The organism is Nocardioides sp. cx-173 (genome assembly GCF_021117365.1).
Lineage (GTDB): Bacteria > Actinomycetota > Actinomycetes > Propionibacteriales > Nocardioidaceae > Nocardioides.
In genome coordinates this window covers 3915192-3930865 of the sequence record NZ_CP088262.1, presented here as the reverse complement: position 1 = coordinate 3930865, position 15674 = coordinate 3915192, and the positions used below count along the sequence as shown (strand labels likewise).

General features: G+C 69.7%; 14 protein-coding genes and 1 tRNA gene. 11 read left to right on the top strand and 4 right to left on the bottom strand.

Annotated elements, in window-relative coordinates; all coding sequences use genetic code 11:
• Positions 1–8: 8 nt before the first annotated feature.
• From nuoL to LQ940_RS19205, 4 genes are all read left to right on the top strand, one after another.
• On the top strand, positions 9–1940 hold the full coding sequence (gene nuoL, locus LQ940_RS19220) for an NADH-quinone oxidoreductase subunit L (protein WP_231241602.1): 1932 nt from the start codon (positions 9–11) through the stop codon (positions 1938–1940).
• Positions 1937–3457 (top strand): NADH-quinone oxidoreductase subunit M, encoded by a 1521-nt coding sequence (locus tag LQ940_RS19215; protein ID WP_231241601.1) that lies wholly within the window; start codon positions 1937–1939, stop codon positions 3455–3457. Before nuoL ends, LQ940_RS19215 begins: the two co-directional genes overlap by 4 nt.
• Positions 3457–5046, top strand: coding sequence for an NADH-quinone oxidoreductase subunit NuoN (gene nuoN, locus LQ940_RS19210; RefSeq protein ID WP_231241600.1), 1590 nt, complete (start codon positions 3457–3459; stop codon positions 5044–5046). The genes LQ940_RS19215 and nuoN overlap by 1 nt, the downstream gene beginning before the upstream one ends.
• A 71-nt stretch (positions 5047–5117) precedes the next feature.
• Positions 5118–6050 carry a polyprenyl synthetase family protein gene (locus LQ940_RS19205; RefSeq protein ID WP_231241772.1) on the top strand — a complete coding sequence of 311 codons (933 nt, stop codon included), beginning with the start codon at positions 5118–5120 and terminating at the stop codon, positions 6048–6050.
• Between the two features lie 5 nt (positions 6051–6055).
• Here LQ940_RS19205 and rarD read toward each other — a convergent pair whose 3' ends face one another.
• Positions 6056–6967, bottom strand: a complete 912-nt coding sequence (gene rarD, locus LQ940_RS19200) for an EamA family transporter RarD (RefSeq protein WP_231241599.1) — start codon at positions 6965–6967, stop codon at positions 6056–6058.
• A 23-nt stretch (positions 6968–6990) separates the two neighbouring features.
• Between rarD and LQ940_RS19195 the strand changes: the two genes are divergently transcribed.
• Positions 6991–7170 carry a hypothetical protein gene (locus LQ940_RS19195; RefSeq protein ID WP_231241598.1) on the top strand — a complete coding sequence of 60 codons (180 nt, stop codon included), beginning with the start codon at positions 6991–6993 and terminating at the stop codon, positions 7168–7170.
• 71 nt (positions 7171–7241) lie between these two features.
• Entirely contained in the window at positions 7242–7634 is a 393-nt protein-coding gene (locus tag LQ940_RS19190; RefSeq protein WP_231241597.1) for a hypothetical protein, read from the top strand.
• Positions 7635–7840: 206 nt separating this feature from the next.
• Here LQ940_RS19190 and LQ940_RS19185 read toward each other — a convergent pair whose 3' ends face one another.
• Positions 7841–8935: a 2-oxoacid:ferredoxin oxidoreductase subunit beta gene (locus tag LQ940_RS19185; protein WP_374229489.1), complete on the bottom strand. Its 1095-nt coding sequence runs from the start codon at positions 8933–8935 to the stop codon at positions 7841–7843.
• Positions 8932–10929, bottom strand: a complete 1998-nt coding sequence (locus LQ940_RS19180) for a 2-oxoacid:acceptor oxidoreductase subunit alpha (protein WP_374229500.1) — start codon at positions 10927–10929, stop codon at positions 8932–8934. The genes LQ940_RS19185 and LQ940_RS19180 overlap by 4 nt, the downstream gene beginning before the upstream one ends.
• Before the next feature lie 244 nt (positions 10930–11173).
• On the opposite strand from LQ940_RS19180, the gene LQ940_RS19175 reads away from it, so the two are divergent.
• Genes LQ940_RS19175 through LQ940_RS19160 form a run of 4 tightly spaced genes read left to right on the top strand, consistent with a single transcriptional unit; the run spans position 11174 to position 14888 of the window.
• Positions 11174–12214 (top strand): sulfate ABC transporter substrate-binding protein, encoded by a 1041-nt coding sequence (locus tag LQ940_RS19175; protein WP_231241595.1) that lies wholly within the window; start codon positions 11174–11176, stop codon positions 12212–12214.
• Complete coding sequence (cysT, locus tag LQ940_RS19170; protein ID WP_231241594.1) at positions 12211–13089, top strand: sulfate ABC transporter permease subunit CysT; 879 nt, start codon at positions 12211–12213, stop codon at positions 13087–13089. Before LQ940_RS19175 ends, cysT begins: the two co-directional genes overlap by 4 nt.
• Positions 13082–13891 (top strand): sulfate ABC transporter permease, encoded by an 810-nt coding sequence (locus LQ940_RS19165; RefSeq protein ID WP_231241593.1) that lies wholly within the window; start codon positions 13082–13084, stop codon positions 13889–13891. The genes cysT and LQ940_RS19165 overlap by 8 nt, the downstream gene beginning before the upstream one ends.
• Before the next feature lie 25 nt (positions 13892–13916).
• Entirely contained in the window at positions 13917–14888 is a 972-nt protein-coding gene (locus LQ940_RS19160; RefSeq protein WP_231241592.1) for a sulfate/molybdate ABC transporter ATP-binding protein, read from the top strand.
• A 41-nt stretch (positions 14889–14929) separates the two neighbouring features.
• Here the strand turns inward: LQ940_RS19160 and LQ940_RS19155 are convergent, their stop codons facing one another.
• Positions 14930–15421, bottom strand: coding sequence for a YajQ family cyclic di-GMP-binding protein (locus tag LQ940_RS19155; protein WP_231241591.1), 492 nt, complete (start codon positions 15419–15421; stop codon positions 14930–14932).
• A 103-nt stretch (positions 15422–15524) separates the two neighbouring features.
• On the opposite strand from LQ940_RS19155, the gene LQ940_RS19150 reads away from it, so the two are divergent.
• Positions 15525–15607 (top strand) — tRNA-Tyr (locus LQ940_RS19150).
• Positions 15608–15674: the final 67 nt, after the last annotated feature.

Genomic DNA, 15674 nt, shown 5'->3' with positions numbered 1-15674 from the left:
CGTCCGAGATGCATCTTTTGACTGAGTCTGCCCACATCCCGGTGGTCGACCCGACCTCCGCCGACGGGATCTTCTCCCTGATGTGGCTCGTGATCGCGCTGCCGCTGGCCGGCGCCGTCGTCCTGCTGCTGGGCGGTCGGCTGACCGACCGCTGGGGCCACCTGCTCGGCACCGCCACGGCGGCCGGCTCCTTCGTCGTGAGCCTGCTGATGTTCCTGTCCCTGATGGACCGCGGCGAGGACGAGCGACAGATCTCGCAGCACCTCTACGACTGGATCCACGTCGGCGGTCTCGACGTCGGCATGGACCTGCTCTACGACCCGCTGTCGGCGCTGTTCCTGCTGCTGATCACCGGCGTCGGCACGCTGATCCACGTCTACTCGATCGGCTATATGGCGCACGACCCGCGCCGTCGCCGCTTCTTCGGCTACCTCAACCTCTTCGTCGCGGCCATGCTGATGCTGGTGATGGCGGAGAACTACGTCGGCCTGTTCCTCGGCTGGGAGGGCGTCGGCCTGGCGTCGTACCTGCTGATCGGCTTCTGGCAGCACAAGCCCACCGCCGCGGCCGCCGCCAAGAAGGCCTTCGTGATGAACCGGGTCGGCGACATGGGCATGGCCCTGGCGATCTTCCTGTTCTTCGTCACCTTCGGCACGACCAGCTTCAGCGGCATCAGTGAGGCGTCCTCGGGCGCCTCCGAGGCCACGCTCAACGCGCTCGGCCTGCTGCTCCTGCTCGCGGCGTGCGGCAAGTCCGCCCAGGTGCCGCTGCAGGCCTGGCTGCTGGACGCCATGGAGGGCCCGACCCCGGTGTCGGCGCTCATCCACGCCGCCACGATGGTGACCGCGGGCGTCTACCTGATCGTCCGCTCCAACTTCGTGTTCGAGCTGGCCCCTGCCGCCCAGACCGCCGTGGTCATCGTCGCCACCGTCACGCTGCTGTGGGGTGCGGTGCTCGGGTGCGCGAAGGACGACATCAAGAAGGCGCTGGCCGGCTCCACGATGAGCCAGATCGGCTACATGATGCTGGCGGCCGGTCTCGGCACCGCCGGCTACGCGTTCGCGATCTTCCACCTGCTCACGCACGGGTTCTTCAAGGCCAACATGTTCCTCGGCGCCGGCTCGGTCATGCACGGCATGGACGACGACGTGGACATGCGCCGCTACGGCGCCCTGCGGCACGCCATGCCGGTCACCTTCCTGACCTTCGCCATGGGCTACCTGGCCATCATCGGCTTCCCCGGCTTCTCCGGGTTCTGGTCCAAGGACAAGATCATCGAGGTCGCCCTCACCGAGAACCTCGTGGTCGGCCTGGCCGCCCTGCTCGGCGCCGGCATCACCGGCTTCTACATGACCCGGCTGATGCTGATGACGTTCTTCACCAACAAGCGCTGGCGCGAGGGCGTGCACCCGCACGAGTCGCCGGCGGTCATGACCGTCCCGCTGATCGTGCTGGCCGCGCTGTCGGTCCTCGCCGGCGTCCTGCTGCTCGGCGACTGGATCGTCGACTGGCTCTCGCCGGTGGTCGGGCACGTCGAGCACCACGAGCCGCCGCTCCCGGCGCTCGCCATCACCGGCATCGTGGTGCTGGTCGTCGCGGTCGGGGTCGCCCTCGCCTGGTTCCTCGTGGCCAAGCGCGAGATCGCCCTGACCCCGCCCGAGGACGTCTCCTTCGCCACCCGGGCGGCACGCGCCGACCTCTACGGCGACGCCATCAACGAGGGCCTGGTCATCAACCCCGGCCGCCACCTCGTCAGCGGCCTGCTCACGTTCGACCGCCACGGCGCCGACGGTGCCTTCACCGGGGGCGCGCTCGCGGTCTCCGGCATCGGCGGACAGCTACGGAAGATCCAGAACGGTTTCGTGCGCTCCTATGCCCTCTCCCTCCTCGCCGGCGTGCTCCTCGTCGTGCTTGCCCTGCTGGCGGTGAACCTCGGATGAACGACTTCCCCTGGCTCACCCTGCTGATCGCCGTGCCCCTCGTGGGTGCGCTGGTCGTGGGCTTCGCACCCCCCGCCGTCACCAAGGTGGCCGCGGTCGGGGTCTCCCTGCTCACGCTCGCGCTCGGCGTCGTGATCGCCCTGCAGTACGACGTCGACGGCGGCATGCAGCTGCAGGAGCAGCACACCTGGATCGAGGCGTTCGGCGTCAACTACGCCCTCGGCGTCGACGGCCTGGGCCTGCTCATGGTCCTGCTCACGGTCGTCCTCGTGCCGATCGTGCTCGTGGCCGGCTGGTTCGACGGGGACGAGGGCAACACCCGCGCGTTCTTCGCCTGGGCCCTGGCCCTCGAGGCGCTCTCCCTCGCCGTCTTCTGCGCCACGGACGTCTTCCTCTTCTACGTCGTCTTCGAGGCCACGCTGATCCCCGCCTACTTCCTGATCGGCGGCTACGGCAAGGCCGGTCGCGGGGGTGCCGCGGTCAAGTTCCTGATGTTCCAGCTCGCCGGCGGGCTCGTGCTGCTGGCCTCGGTCATCGGGCTCTACGTCGTCTCCGCGCAGCAGGGCACGCCGTCCTACCTGCTCTCGGACCTCGCCGAGCTCGACATCTCCACCGAGGCCGGGCGCTGGCTGTTCGCCGGGTTCTTCATCGCCTTCGCGATCAAGGCGCCGCTGTTCCCGGTCCACACCTGGCTGGCCGACACCACCGAGAAGGCCACCCCGGGCGTCAGCGTGCTGCTGGTCTGCGTGCTCGACAAGATCGGCACCTTCGGGATGCTGCGCTTCTGCCTCGGGATCTTCCCGGAGGCCTCGGAGTGGGCCACGCCGCTGGTGATCGTCCTGGCACTCGTCTCGATCGTCTACGGCGCGCTGCTCGCGATCGGCCAGGACGACATCCTGCGCCTGATCGGCCTCACCTCGCTGAGCCACTTCGGGTTCATCACCATCGGTGTCTTCACGATGACCACGCAGGGCGGCTCCGGCGCGATCCTGTACATGGTCAACCACGGCCTCGGCACGGCCGCGCTGTTCCTGCTGGCCGGCTACCTGATCCGGCGCCGCGGCACCACGCTGATCAGCCAGATGGGCGCGCTGGAGAAGGCCACCCCGGTACTCGCCGGGCTGTTCCTCATCGCCGGCCTGGCGACCCTGGGCCTGCCGGGGCTCAGCCCGTTCATCTCCGAGTTCCTGGTGCTGCTGTCGGCCTTCGACTACGCCTGGTACGTCGGTGCCGTGGCGGTCACCGGCATCGTGCTCGCGGCCATCTACGTGCTGTGGATGTACCAGCGGGTCTTCACCGGCCCCGGCCTCCCGGAGCTGGAGACCACCCCCGACCTCGACCGGCGTGAGGTCGGCGCGGTCGTGCCCCTGATGCTGGCGCTCGTGCTCTTCGGCTTCTACCCGATGCCGTTGCTCGACGTGGCCAACCCGACCATCGACTCGCTCCTCGTCCACGTGGGCGTGAGCGACGACGAGCCCGACGTACCTGCCGGTTCCCAGGAAGGGGGCGAGCACTGATGGAGTTCGTCAAGCCCACCATCGAGTACTTCGAGCTGTCACCGCTGCTCATCGTCTTCGCCACGGCCTGCCTCGGGGTCATCGCCGAGGCGTTCCTGCCGCGCGAGCGGCGCTACCTGGTCCAGGTCGCCCTGGCCGGGGTCGGGCTGGTCGCCGCTCTGGTGGCGACGATCTGGGTCGCCACCGACCTGACCGAGCGTGGGGGCGGCGCCGCGCGCGGCCTGCTCGGCGCCTCCGACACGCTGGTCGTCGACGGTCCGGCCGTCTACCTCTGGGGCCTCATCCTGGTGTTCGCCATCGGCGGCGTGGCCCTGTTCGCCGAGCGCCGGCTCGAGGTCGGGGTGTCGGCCTTCGCCGGCCAGGCCGCGGCACTGCCCGGCACCGAGGCGGAGCGCCAGGCGTCCACGCGCGGGCTGGACCACACCGAGGTCTACCCGCTGCTGATGTTCGCCGTCACCGGCATGCTGCTGTTCCCGGCGACCAACGACCTGCTGACCATGTTCGTGGCCCTCGAGGTGCTCTCGCTGCCGCTGTACCTGCTCTGCGGTCTCGCGCGTCGCCGCCGGCTGCTGAGCCAGGAGGCCGCGCTCAAGTACTTCCTGCTCGGCGCGTTCTCCTCCGGGTTCTTCCTCTACGGCGTCGCGCTGGTCTACGGCTTCGCCGGCTCGATGCAGCTCGCGGAGATCGGCGAGGCCGTCCGCAACGACGTCGGAAACCAGACGCTGCTGCTGATCGGCATGGGCATGCTGGCCGTCGGCCTGCTGTTCAAGGTCGGTGCGGCTCCGTTCCACTCGTGGACCCCCGACGTCTACCAGGGCGCCCCGACGCCGGTCACCGCCTTCATGGCGGCCGGCACCAAGGTCGCCGCCTTCGGCGCGCTGCTGCGCCTGTTCTACGTCGGCTTCGGGCTCGAGCGCTGGACGTGGCAGCCGATGATGTGGGCGGTGGCGATCCTCACGATGCTCGTGGGCGCCGTCCTGGCGATCGTGCAGTCCGACGTCAAGCGGATGCTGGCCTACTCGGCCATCTCGCACACCGGCTTCCTGCTCACGGGCATGCTCGGTGTCCAGGCGGCGGGCGAGCTCGCGGACGGCCAGGTCACCTCGCTCGAGTCGGTCCTGTTCTACCTCACGACCTACGGCTTCGCGACGGTCGGCGCCTTCGCCATCGTCACAGTGGTGCGCGACTCCGGTGGCGAGGCGACGACGTTCCCGCGCTGGGCCGGTCTGGGCCGGCGCTCGCCGTGGATCGCCGGGGCCTTCGCGTTCTTCCTGCTGTCGATGGCCGGCATCCCGCTGACGGCCGGCTTCGTCGGCAAGTGGGCGGTGTTCACGGTCGCGATGTCGGCGGGGGCGTGGCCGGTCGTGCTGGTCGCGATCCTGGCGAGCATCATCGCGGTGTACTTCTACATCCGCCACATCCGGCTGATGTTCTTCAGCGACCCGGAGGGGGAGGTCGCCGCGGTGACCGCGGCCTCGCCGCTGACGACCGTGACGATCACGGTGTGCGCCGTCGCCACGCTCGTCCTCGGCGTCGTGCCGGGCCCGGTGCTGGATCTCGTGACGAATGCGGGAGACTTCATCAGGTGAGCTCGAACCCCGCCGCGGACCTGGCGCTGCCCATCAGTGACGATGCGCTGGCGGCGCGCCTGCGCGAGCGGATGGCGGTGGTCGAGGCGGCGCTGTTCGAGCACGCGCAGAGCCGGGCGCCGTACGTCACCGAGGCGGCGCGCCACCTGCTCTCCGCCGGCGGCAAGCGGTTCCGCCCGCTGCTGGTGCTGCTCGCGGCCGAGGCGGGCCATCGCGCGGGCGCCGACGAGGTCGTCACCGCCGCCTGCGTCGTGGAGATCACCCACGTGGGGTCGCTGTACCACGACGACGTGATGGACGAGGCGTCCCTGCGCCGCGGCGCCGACTCGGCCAACTCCCGCTTCGACAACCACGTGGCGATCCTGACCGGGGACTTCCTGTTCGCGAAGTCCTCCGAGCTGACCGCCCGCCTGGGGGCCGACGCCGTGCGCATCCAGGCCGAGACGTTCACGCGGCTGGTCGAGGGCCAGATCCTCGAGACCGTCGCGCCGGGGCCCGGCGACGACCCCCTGCAGCACTACCTCGACGTCGTCGCGGGCAAGACCGGCTCCCTCATCGCCACCTCGGCCCGCTACGGCGCGCGCTTCGGTGGCGCCAGCGCCGAGGTCGAAGAGGCCCTGACGGCGTACGGCGAGATCGTCGGCGCGGCCTTCCAGCTCTCCGACGACATCCTCGACGTGGCCTCCGAGTCCGCCGAGTCCGGCAAGACCCCCGGCACCGACCTGCGCGAGGGCGTGCCCACGCTCCCGGTCCTCATGGCCCGTGCTTCGAACGACCCGGCCGACGCCCGGCTGCGAGAGCTCCTCGACGCGGACCTGACCGACGACGCTCTGCACGCCGAGGCGCTCGACCTGCTGCGCAAGCACCCGGCCATGCAGGAGGCGCAGGCCTACGTCGTCGCCCGCGCCGAGGAGGCCAAGGCGCAGCTCACCGTGCTGCCGGAGGGCTCGGTGCGTGAGGCACTCGAGGCGTTCGCGGACATCGTCGCGGTCCGCTCCGCGTAGCAGGTCTACCCGGCTGTCGCCGACCGCGCTGCGAGCGCCAGCTGGCGGCTGCGGTGGCGCACCGCGTCCACCGTGAGGACGGTGAGGGCCAGCCAGACGAGCGCGAACCCGGCCCAGCGGCCGGCCGGCATGTCCTCGTGGAACCAGAACACCCCGAGCCCGAACTGCAGGATCGGGGCGAGGTATTGCAGCAGGCCCAGGGACACCAGGGGGATGCGGGTGGCCGCGGCGCCGAAGCACAGCAGCGGGATGGCCGTGACGATGCCGGTGGTCATGAGCAGCACGGCGTGCCCGGCTCCGTGGGAGCCGAAGTGGGCATCGCCGCGCGTCCCGAGCCAGGCGAGGTAGGTGGCGGCGAACGGCGCGATCAGCAGCGTCTCGGCGGCGAGCCCCTCGATCGCACCGACCCCGGCGGTCTTCTTGGCCAGCCCGTAGATGCCGAAGCTGAGCGCCAGGACCAGCGCCAGCCACGGCAGTCGCCCGTAGTCCCACGTGAGCACCAGCACCGCCAGGAGCCCCACCCCGAGCGCCAGCCACTGTGGGCGGCGCACCCGCTCGCCCAGCAGCAGCACGCCCATCAGCACCGTCACCAGCGGGTTGATGAAGTAGCCGAGCGAGGCCTCGACGACGCGACCGTTGTTGACGCCCCAGATGTACATCGCCCAGTTGACCGTGACGCTCGCCGCCGACACCACGAGCAGGGCCAGCACCCGACGGTCTCGGGCGAGCGCGCGGACCCGCGAGCCGCGCCGCAGCGCCACGACGACGAGTCCCATGGTGACCAGTGACCACAGGACCCGGTGGGCCAGGATCTCGAAGGCCCCGGCCGGCTCCAGGAGCGGCCAGTACAGCGGGAAGGCGCCCCACATCAAGTAGGCGGCCACCCCGAGGAGCAGTCCCTTCCTGGCCTCCAACACGGCCCGAGCATAGGGTGAGCGCCATGGGGACCCCGCGTCTGGTCGGGCGCCGCGCCGACGCCGAGGGACGCTTCGTCTTCCGGATCGAGTTCCCGCGCACGAAGCGTCCGGTGTGGCGCTACCGCGGCTACGCCCCGGCGGCCGGCGACCTGCCCCGGCTCGAGGGCCGAGTGTGGCTCGCCTGCGCCCGAGAAAACTGCTGAGAGCAGGGGTTTAGTCAGGTGACGGCGTGGATAGGACTAGGGTGCGTCATCCCCCATTCTTAGGAGAAACCATGCGGTCCACCATCCGCCTCGTCACTGCCCTGATCGCCGCCCTCGTCATGCTGGGCGCAACCCTGTCCACCGGCACGGCCTCGGCCACCGAACGCTCCACGGAGAAGGCGCGCAAATTCCACGTCTTCAAGGAGCTCTCGGGAGGCGGCCAGAACGGCAAGTTCTACGTCAAGGGCCAGGTCGTCACCGCCAAGAACAAGGTCGTCAAGCTGCAGAAGAAGGCCTGCAAGCGCTGCGGGTTCAAGAGCTTCAAGCAGCAGCGCACCACCAAGGCCGGCCGCTTCAACTTCAAGTTCGGCGGCAAGGTCGGTGACTGCTTCCGCATCTACGTCCCCGCGAACGCCACCCACAAGGCGACCAACAAGTGGGCGGGCTGCATCGTCCGTCGTTGAGTCCACCCCTGCACAGCACGAGGGCCCTGCCGGTTTCGGCGGGGCCCTCGTGGCGTCTCGTCCCGCCGCGCTGGGGTGAGGTCGCCTCTCGGCTCACGGGGTTTCGAGACGGCCCGGCCAGCCCCGAGCAAGCTCGGGTCTGCCCGGGCCTCCTCAACCTCTTCGCTGATCGGGATCCGAGCAAGCTCGGCTCCCGCGCTCAGACCTCAGACGACGGTCCAGGTGTCGCCGGAGTTGATGAGCGCGTCGAGGCGCTCGGTGGGGTCTCCGGGGGCGTCGGCCTTGGCGGTGGCGATCTGGGCTCGCGCCTGGTCGTCGTAGGTGGGCCGCTCGACCTGGCGGAAGATCCCGATGGGCGACTGGTTGAGGTAGCCGGAGTCGGTGAGGCGGCTGATCGCGAACGCGGTGGACGGGTCCGGGTTGTGCGCGTCGTGGACGAGCAGCTGGTCCTCGCCGACCTCGGCCACGAGCGCCACCTTGACGCCGCCGGTCACGCTGTCGCGGATCAGGCCCTTGGAGCCCTCGACGCCGAAGCGGATCGTCTCGCCGTGCACGAGCGGGATGATCGCGTCGGCCTTGGTGTCGTTGTTCTTGATCGCGTCGAACGCGCCGTCGTTGAAGATCGGGCAGTTCTGGTAGATCTCGACCAGCGAGGTGCCGCGGTGGGCGGCGGCCGCGGAGAGCACGTGGGTGAGGTGCTTGCGGTCGGAGTCGATCGTGCGGGCCACGAACGACGCCTCCGCGCCGAGCGCCAGCGAGACCGGGTTGAAGGGGTGGTCCAGCGAGCCCATGGGCGTCGACTTGGTGACCTTGCCGGTCTCCGACGTGGGGGAGTACTGGCCCTTGGTGAGGCCGTAGATCCGGTTGTTGAACAGCAGGATCGTCATGTTGACGTTGCGGCGCAGGGCGTGGATCAGGTGGTTGCCGCCGATGGAGAGGGCATCTCCGTCACCGGTGACGACCCACACCGACAGGTCCTCGCGCGCCGTGGCGATGCCGGTGGCGATCGACGGCGCGCGGCCGTGGATGGAGTGCATGCCGAAGGTGTCGAGGTAGTACGGGAACCGGCTGGAGCAGCCGATGCCGGAGACGAAGACGATGTTCTCGCGGCGCAGCCCGAGCTGGGGCAGGAAGCCCTGGACCGCCTTCAGGACGGCGTAGTCGCCGCAGCCCGGGCACCAGCGGACCTCCTGGTCGGAGGTGTACTCCTTGCCGGTCTGGGGCGCGTCGTTGGTCGGGACGAGCTCGATCCCGGAGCGGACCCCGGGGAACGGCAGTCCGGTGGTGGTGTCGGTGGTCACTGGGGTGCCTCCTCAGGCGTGAGGTCGACCTCGATGCCCTCGGCCTCGGCGACCAGGGCGCCGATCGCGTCGGCGAGGACGGCGGCCTTGATCGGCATGCCGTTGACCTGGTTGTAGCCGACGGCGTCGACGAGGTACTTCGCGCGCAGCAGGGTGGAGAGCTGGCCGAGGTTCATCTCGGGGACGAGGACCTTGTCGTAGCGACGCAGGATGTCGCCGAGGTCGGAGGGGAACGGGTTGAGGTGGCGCAGGTGGACCTGAGCCACGTGGTAGCCGGCCTTGCGTACGCGCCGGCAGCCGGCGCCGATCGGGCCGTAGGTCGAGCCCCAGCCGATCACCAGCACCTTGGCCTCGCCGGACGGGTCGTCGATCTCGAGCGGCGGCAGCGAGGCGGCGATGCGGTCGACCTTGGCCTGGCGCGTGCGCACCATCAGGTCGTGGTTGGCGGGGTCGTAGGAGATGTTGCCGTGCCCGTCGCCCTTCTCCAGCCCGCCGATGCGGTGCTCGAGCCCCGCCGTGCCGGGCACGGCCCAGGGGCGGGCCAGGGTCTCCTCGTCGCGCAGGTACGGCCAGAAGTCCTTCTCCTCCGCGGTGACGGTGCCGTCCTCCGCGGTGCGGGCCGGGGTCACGACGTGGTTGGCCTCGGTCGCGAAGGCGGGGTCGATCAGGGGGAGATCGTCGATCTCGGGGATGCGCCACGGCTCCGAGCCGTTGGCCAGGTAGCCGTCGGAGAGCAGCATCACCGGCGTCCGGTAGGTGATCGCGATCCGGGCGGCCTCGACCGCGGCGGTGAAGCAGTCGCCGGGCGACTGCGGGGCGATGATCGGCACCGGCGCCTCGCCGTTGCGGCCGAACATCGCCTGCATCAGGTCGGCCTGCTCGGTCTTGGTCGGCAGTCCCGTCGACGGGCCGCCGCGCTGCACGTCGATGACGAGCAGGGGCAGCTCGGTCATCACGGCCAGGCCGATGGCCTCCGACTTCAGCGCGATGCCGGGACCCGAGGTGGTGGTGACCCCCAGGTGGCCGGCGAAGGAGGCGCCGATGGCGGCGCCGACGCCGGCGATCTCGTCCTCGGCCTGCAGCGTGGTCACGCCGAACGACTTGTGCTTGCTCAGCTCGTGGAGGATGTCGGAGGCCGGGGTGATCGGGTAGGACCCGAGGAAGATCGGCAGCCCCGAGCGCACCCCGGCGGCCACGAGGCCGTAGGACAGCGCGAGGTTGCCGGTGATGTTGCGGTAGGTGCCGGCCGAGACCGGGGCCGGCTTGATCTCGTAGGAGACCGCGAAGGCCTCCGTGGTCTCACCGAAGTTCCACCCGGCCTTGAACGCGGTGATGTTGGCGTCGCGGATGTCGGGGACCTTGGCGAACCGCTTCGTCAGGAACGCGATGGTCGACTCAGTGGGCCGCCCGTACATCCAGGACAGCAGCCCGAGGGCGAACATGTTCTTGGCACGCGCCGCGTCCTTGCGCGAGAGCCCGAACTCCTTGACCGCCTCCACCGTCATGCCCGTCAGGTCGACCGGGTGTACGTGGAACTCGCCCAGCTCGCCACCGGCGCCGCCCTGCTCGAGGGCGTCCAGAGGGTTGGAGTCGTAGCCGGCCTTGGTCAGGTTGCGGCCGGAGAAGTCGTGGCTGTCGACGATGATGGTCGCACCCTTGGGCAGGTCGCCCAGGTTGGCCTTGAGCGCGGCCGGGTTCATCGCGACCAGCACGTCCGGGGCGTCGCCCGCGGTCAGGATGTCGTGGTCGGCGAAGTGGACCTGGAACGAGGAGACGCCCGGCAGCGTGCCCTGAGGGGCGCGGATCTCGGCCGGGAAGTTCGGCAGGGTCACCAGGTCGTTGCCGAACACCGCCGACTCCTGGGTGAACCGGTCCCCCGTGAGCTGCATGCCATCACCGGAGTCGCCCGCGAACCGGATGATCACCCGATCGAGCTGCTTGACCTGCTTGGACACCTTGCCACCTTCGACGTCTGGAGCACCTGCCCCCGCGATCGTACTCGGGGCCCGCGAAGGCCTGGATCGCGTTTCGGTCGGGTCGGTCCGACCCTCCCGGCCTGGGCGCTCTTCTCACGATAGTCCGTCATGCGAGACCGCGGTGGGCGTCTCCTGCGCTGGACAGTGAGGTGCGACACACCGCATTCATCCACACGAACTTAGTTAATTCGACTACTCTGCTCGACATAAGTGCATTAACACCGCCGCGGGGGACGCCGCGGCACGACAGAGGGATGACACGATGAAGAAGACGATCAAGGCCGCGGTGGCCGGAGCCGCCACCGGGGTGCTGGCCTTGACCGGGTGCTCTGCTTCGGGTAGCAGCGATTCCGGCGAGAAGATCAGCGTCAACGCCTTCTCGGTCATGGAGGCGGCGAACAAGCCGGTCTTCGATGACTTCAAGAAGACCGACGAGGGCGACGGGGTCGAGTTCGGCACCTCGTACGGCGCGTCGGGCGACCAGAGCCGCGGCGTCGTCGCCGGCGCTCCCGCCGACGTCGTCCACTACTCGCTCGAGACCGATGTGACTCGCCTCGTGGGCGAGGGTCTGGTGGCCGAGGACTGGAAGGACAACGCCACCAAGGGCATCGCGACCTCCTCCGTCGTCGTCTTCGTGGTCCGCAAGGGCAACCCCGACGACATCTCGACCTGGGACGACATCGTCGAGCCCGGCGTCGACATCATCACGCCCAACCCGGGGTCGTCCGGCTCCGCGCGCTGGAACATCCTCGCGGGATGGGCCCACGTGACCGGCAACGGCGGCAGCGAGGACGAGGCGCGCGAGTACATCACCAAGCTCCTCAACAACACGATCGCACTCCCGGGCAGCGGCCGCGAGGCGACCACCGCCTTCACCGACGGCTCGGGCGACGTCCTCCTCTCCTATGAGAACGAGGCGATCCTGGCCAAGCAGAGCGGCGCCGACATCGACTACGTCATCCCGCCGGACACGCTGCTGATCGAGAACCCCGCGGCCGTCACCAAGGACGCCAGCAGCGCCGCCAAGGCGTTCCTGGAGTTCATGACCGGTCCCGAGGCGCAGGCCGACTACGCCCAGTCCGGCTTCCGTCCGGTCGTCGACGGCGTCACGGTCGGCGAGGTCGAGGGTGCCAACGACCCGTCCGACCCGTTCCCGACCCCGGAGAAGCTGTTCACCCTGGACACCGACTTCGGTGGCTGGGGCGAGGCGGCCGACAAGTTCTTCGGCGACGGCGAGGACGGCAACCCGCTCGGCATCATCACCGAGCTGCAGCAGACGACCGGTCAGGTCGGCGAGGAATGACCTCCGCCCTCATCGGGGCGAGTGAAGTAGCCAGGCCGGCGTCCCCTGAGGGACGCCGGCCGCGGCGCGTTCGCCGCTCGACCCCGCGCAACACCTTGACCCGCGGTGCCGGTCTCGGCCTCGGCATCGCGATGATCTGGTTCAGCCTGCTGGTCCTGATCCCCCTCTCCGCGGTCATCGCCGCGGCCGGCGCGGGCGGCTGGGACCGCTACCTGTCGGTCCTTCGCGACGACCAGACCTGGGCCGCGGTGACCCTCACCGTGGGCCAGGCCGGGATCGTCACGGCGATCAACATCGTGATCGGGACGGTCATCGCCTGGGTGCTGGTCCGCGACCAGTTCTGGGGCAAGCGGCTGCTCGACGTGGTCATCGACGTGCCGTTCGCGCTACCGACGATCGTGGCCGGGCTGGTGCTGCTCTCGCTGTACGGACCCAAGAGCCCCCTCGGCCTGCACTGGGCGTTCACCGAGAACGCCGTCACGCTGGCGCTCGCGTTCGTGACCCTGCCGTTCGTCGTCCGGACCGTGCAGCCGGTGCTCGAGGAGCTCGAGGCCGACGTCGAGGAGGCCGCCGCCTCGCTCGGTGCCAACCGCGCGACGATCCTGCGCCGGATCATCCTGCCCAGCCTGGCGCCGGCCATCGCGGCCGGGGCCGCGCTGTCGTTCGCGCGCGCGATCTCGGAGTACGGCTCCCTGGTCCTGCTGAGCGGCAACCGGCCCTTCGAGACCGAAGTGGTCTCGGTGCGGGTGCTGACCTTCATCGAGAACGGCAGCACCGGCTCGGCCGCCGCGCTGGCCTCGGTGATGCTCTTCGTCGCCCTGGTCGTCATCGTCGCCCTGGACCTCGTGCAGCGAAGGGTGGCCCGCCGTGGTTGAGGTCTCGCTCCCCATCAAGTGGCTGCTGCGCCTGGCCGCCGTCGGCTACGTCTTCTTCCTCGTGGCGTGGCCGGTCGCGCTCGTGGTGCAGCGCACCTTCGAGGCCGGCTTCGACAACCTCTCCGAGGCCCTGGCCGACGAGCAGGTGGTCGGCGCGCTCCAGCTGTCGCTGATGATCGCGTTCTGGGCCGTCGTCATTAACCTGGTCTTCGGCGTGGGCATCTCGCTGCTGCTGGTGCGCTTCGAGTTCCCGGGCAAGCGGGTCCTCTCGGCGCTGATTGACCTGCCGCTGTCGGTGTCTCCCGTCGTCGTGGGGCTGGCCCTGCTCCTGGTCTACAACTCGCGCGACGGGTGGATCGGGCCCGCTGCCCAGGATGCCGGGCTCCAGATCATCTTCAACTCACCCGGCATGGTCATGGCGACCTGCTTCGTGGCCCTGCCGCTGGTCATCCGCGAGGTGGTGCCCGTCCTGCACGAGATCGGGGACGACCAGGAACAGGCGGCCCGGAGCCTGGGGGCGAGCACCCGGCAGACCTTCTGGCGGATCACGCTGCCCAGCATCAAGTGGGCGGTCGTCTACGGCGTGGTGCTGAGCCTGGCCCGCAGCCTCGGTGAGTTCGGGGCGGTCAAGATCGTCTCGGGCAGCATCACCGGGGAGACCCAGACCGCACCGCTCGTCGTGGAGTCGAAGTACCAGGGGTTCGAGCAGCAGACGGCGTACGCCACGTCGTTCCTGCTGATCCTCGTCAGCATCGCCTGCCTGGTCGTCGTCGCCCTCCTGCGCCCTCAGCGCACCCACTGACTCGCTCGATCCCGAAGGACCCACCATGAGTATCGAAGTCAAGAACGTCACCAAGAAGTTCGGGGACTTCGTCGCCCTCGACGACGTCTCCGTGTCCCTGCCCACCGGTCAGCTGACCGCCCTGCTGGGCCCGTCCGGCGGCGGCAAGTCGACCCTGCTGCGGATCATCGCCGGCCTCGACAGCGCCGATGTCGGCACCATCGACATCGAGGGGACCGACGCCACCCGGCTGCCGGCCCAGAAGCGCGGTGTCGGGTTCGTGTTCCAGCACTACGCGGTCTTCAAGCACATGACCGTGGCCAAGAACGTCGCGTTCGGGCTGGAGATCCGCAAGCGGCCCAAGGACGAGGTCAAGCGCCGGGTGGAGGAGCTCCTCGAGCTCGTGCACCTGTCGCAGTTCTCGCACCGGCTCCCCTCGCAGCTCTCCGGCGGCCAGCGCCAGCGCATGGCGCTGGCCCGCGCCCTCGCGGTCGAGCCCAAGGTCCTGCTGCTCGACGAGCCCTTCGGGGCTCTCGACGCCAAGGTCCGCAAGGAGCTGCGCGACTGGCTGCGGCGCCTGCATGACGAGGTCCACGTGACCACGGTCTTCGTGACCCACGACCAGGAGGAGGCCCTCGAGGTCGCCGACGAGATCGTGGTCATCAACGAGGGCCGGGTCGAGCAGATCGGCACACCCGACCAGCTCTACGACGAGCCGGCGAACGAGTTCGTCATGGGCTTCCTCGGCGAGGTCACCCAGCTCGGCGGCGTGCGCCTGCGTCCGCACGACATCGAGCTCGCCGTCACCCCGGGCCCGGACGGCGCGATCGAGGGGACGGTCACCCGGGTGCTGCGCGTGGGCTTCGAGGTCCGGACCCAGGTCGCCACCGCGGGCGGCGACGTGACCGTCGTACTCACCCGCACGCACGCGCGCCAGCTCGAGCTGGGCGAGGGCACGAGGGTGTGGCTGACCGCCGCCTCGGGGGCCACCTCGGTCCCCGCGATGGTGGCCGTCTGAGGCGCTGAGGGCGGGCGCCGTCGCGGCGCCCGCCTGCGCGCTCAGCGGTAGTTCGTGAACTGCACGGCGAAGTCGTAGTCCTGCGACTTCACGAGCGCCTGCACGGCCTGCAGGTCGTCGCGCTTCTTGGAGGACACCCGGAGCTCGTCGCCCTGGATCTGCGCCTTGACCCCCTTCGGGCCCTCGTCGCGGATCAGCTTGGAGATCTTCTTCGCGTCCTCCGAGGAGATGCCCTCCTTGAGCGCGATCCCGATCTTGGAGACGGTGCCGGACTGGCGCGGCTCGGAGGGGTCGATCACCTTCAGGCTCACGTCACGCTTGATCAGCTTGCCCTTGAAGACGTCCAGGACGGCGGTGGCGCGGTCGTCGGCCGACGCGGTGATCTCGATCGCCTCGTCGCCCTGCCACTCGATGGTTGCGCCGGTGCCCTTGAAGTCGAACCGGGTCGCGATCTCGCGGGCGGTCTGCCCGAGCGCGTTGTCGACCTCCTGCCGGTCGTACTTGCTCACGATGTCGAAGGACGAGTCGCCCATCTGGCTCACCTGCTCCTGGTCTGCGGTTTTTCGTTCGCGGTTGTCGCTGCGCTATTGTTTCGCCTCGTTGCCGACCGACCAAACACCGGTCGCGCCACACCCCGGCAGGTTGCCCGAGCGGCCAATGGGAACGGACTGTAAATCCGTCGGCTTATGCCTACGCAGGTTCGAATCCTGCACCTGCCACCGCAGCGCCCCGGCCCCCAGGACCGGGGCGCTTCAGCATGTCGCCGTGCCCACGACCGTGCGAGGA

What these genes read in the sequence shown, in the direction of transcription:
- LQ940_RS19215 (WP_231241601.1), top strand. Translation starts at nt 1,937, where the DNA reads ATGAACGACTTCCCCTGGCTCACCCTGCTGATCGCCGTGCCCCTCGTG.
- nuoN (WP_231241600.1), top strand. Translation starts at nt 3,457, where the DNA reads ATGGAGTTCGTCAAGCCCACCATCGAGTACTTCGAGCTGTCACCGCTG.
- LQ940_RS19190 (WP_231241597.1), top strand. Translation starts at nt 7,242, where the DNA reads ATGCGGTCCACCATCCGCCTCGTCACTGCCCTGATCGCCGCCCTCGTC.
- LQ940_RS19195 (WP_231241598.1), top strand. Translation starts at nt 6,991, where the DNA reads ATGGGGACCCCGCGTCTGGTCGGGCGCCGCGCCGACGCCGAGGGACGC.
- LQ940_RS19205 (WP_231241772.1), top strand. Translation starts at nt 5,118, where the DNA reads ATGGCGGTGGTCGAGGCGGCGCTGTTCGAGCACGCGCAGAGCCGGGCG.
- nuoL (WP_231241602.1), top strand. Translation starts at nt 9, where the DNA reads ATGCATCTTTTGACTGAGTCTGCCCACATCCCGGTGGTCGACCCGACC.
- LQ940_RS19175 (WP_231241595.1), top strand. Translation starts at nt 11,174, where the DNA reads ATGAAGAAGACGATCAAGGCCGCGGTGGCCGGAGCCGCCACCGGGGTG.
- LQ940_RS19160 (WP_231241592.1), top strand. Translation starts at nt 13,917, where the DNA reads ATGAGTATCGAAGTCAAGAACGTCACCAAGAAGTTCGGGGACTTCGTC.
- cysT (WP_231241594.1), top strand. Translation starts at nt 12,211, where the DNA reads ATGACCTCCGCCCTCATCGGGGCGAGTGAAGTAGCCAGGCCGGCGTCC.
- LQ940_RS19155 (WP_231241591.1), bottom strand. Translation starts at nt 15,421, where the DNA reads ATGGGCGACTCGTCCTTCGACATCGTGAGCAAGTACGACCGGCAGGAG.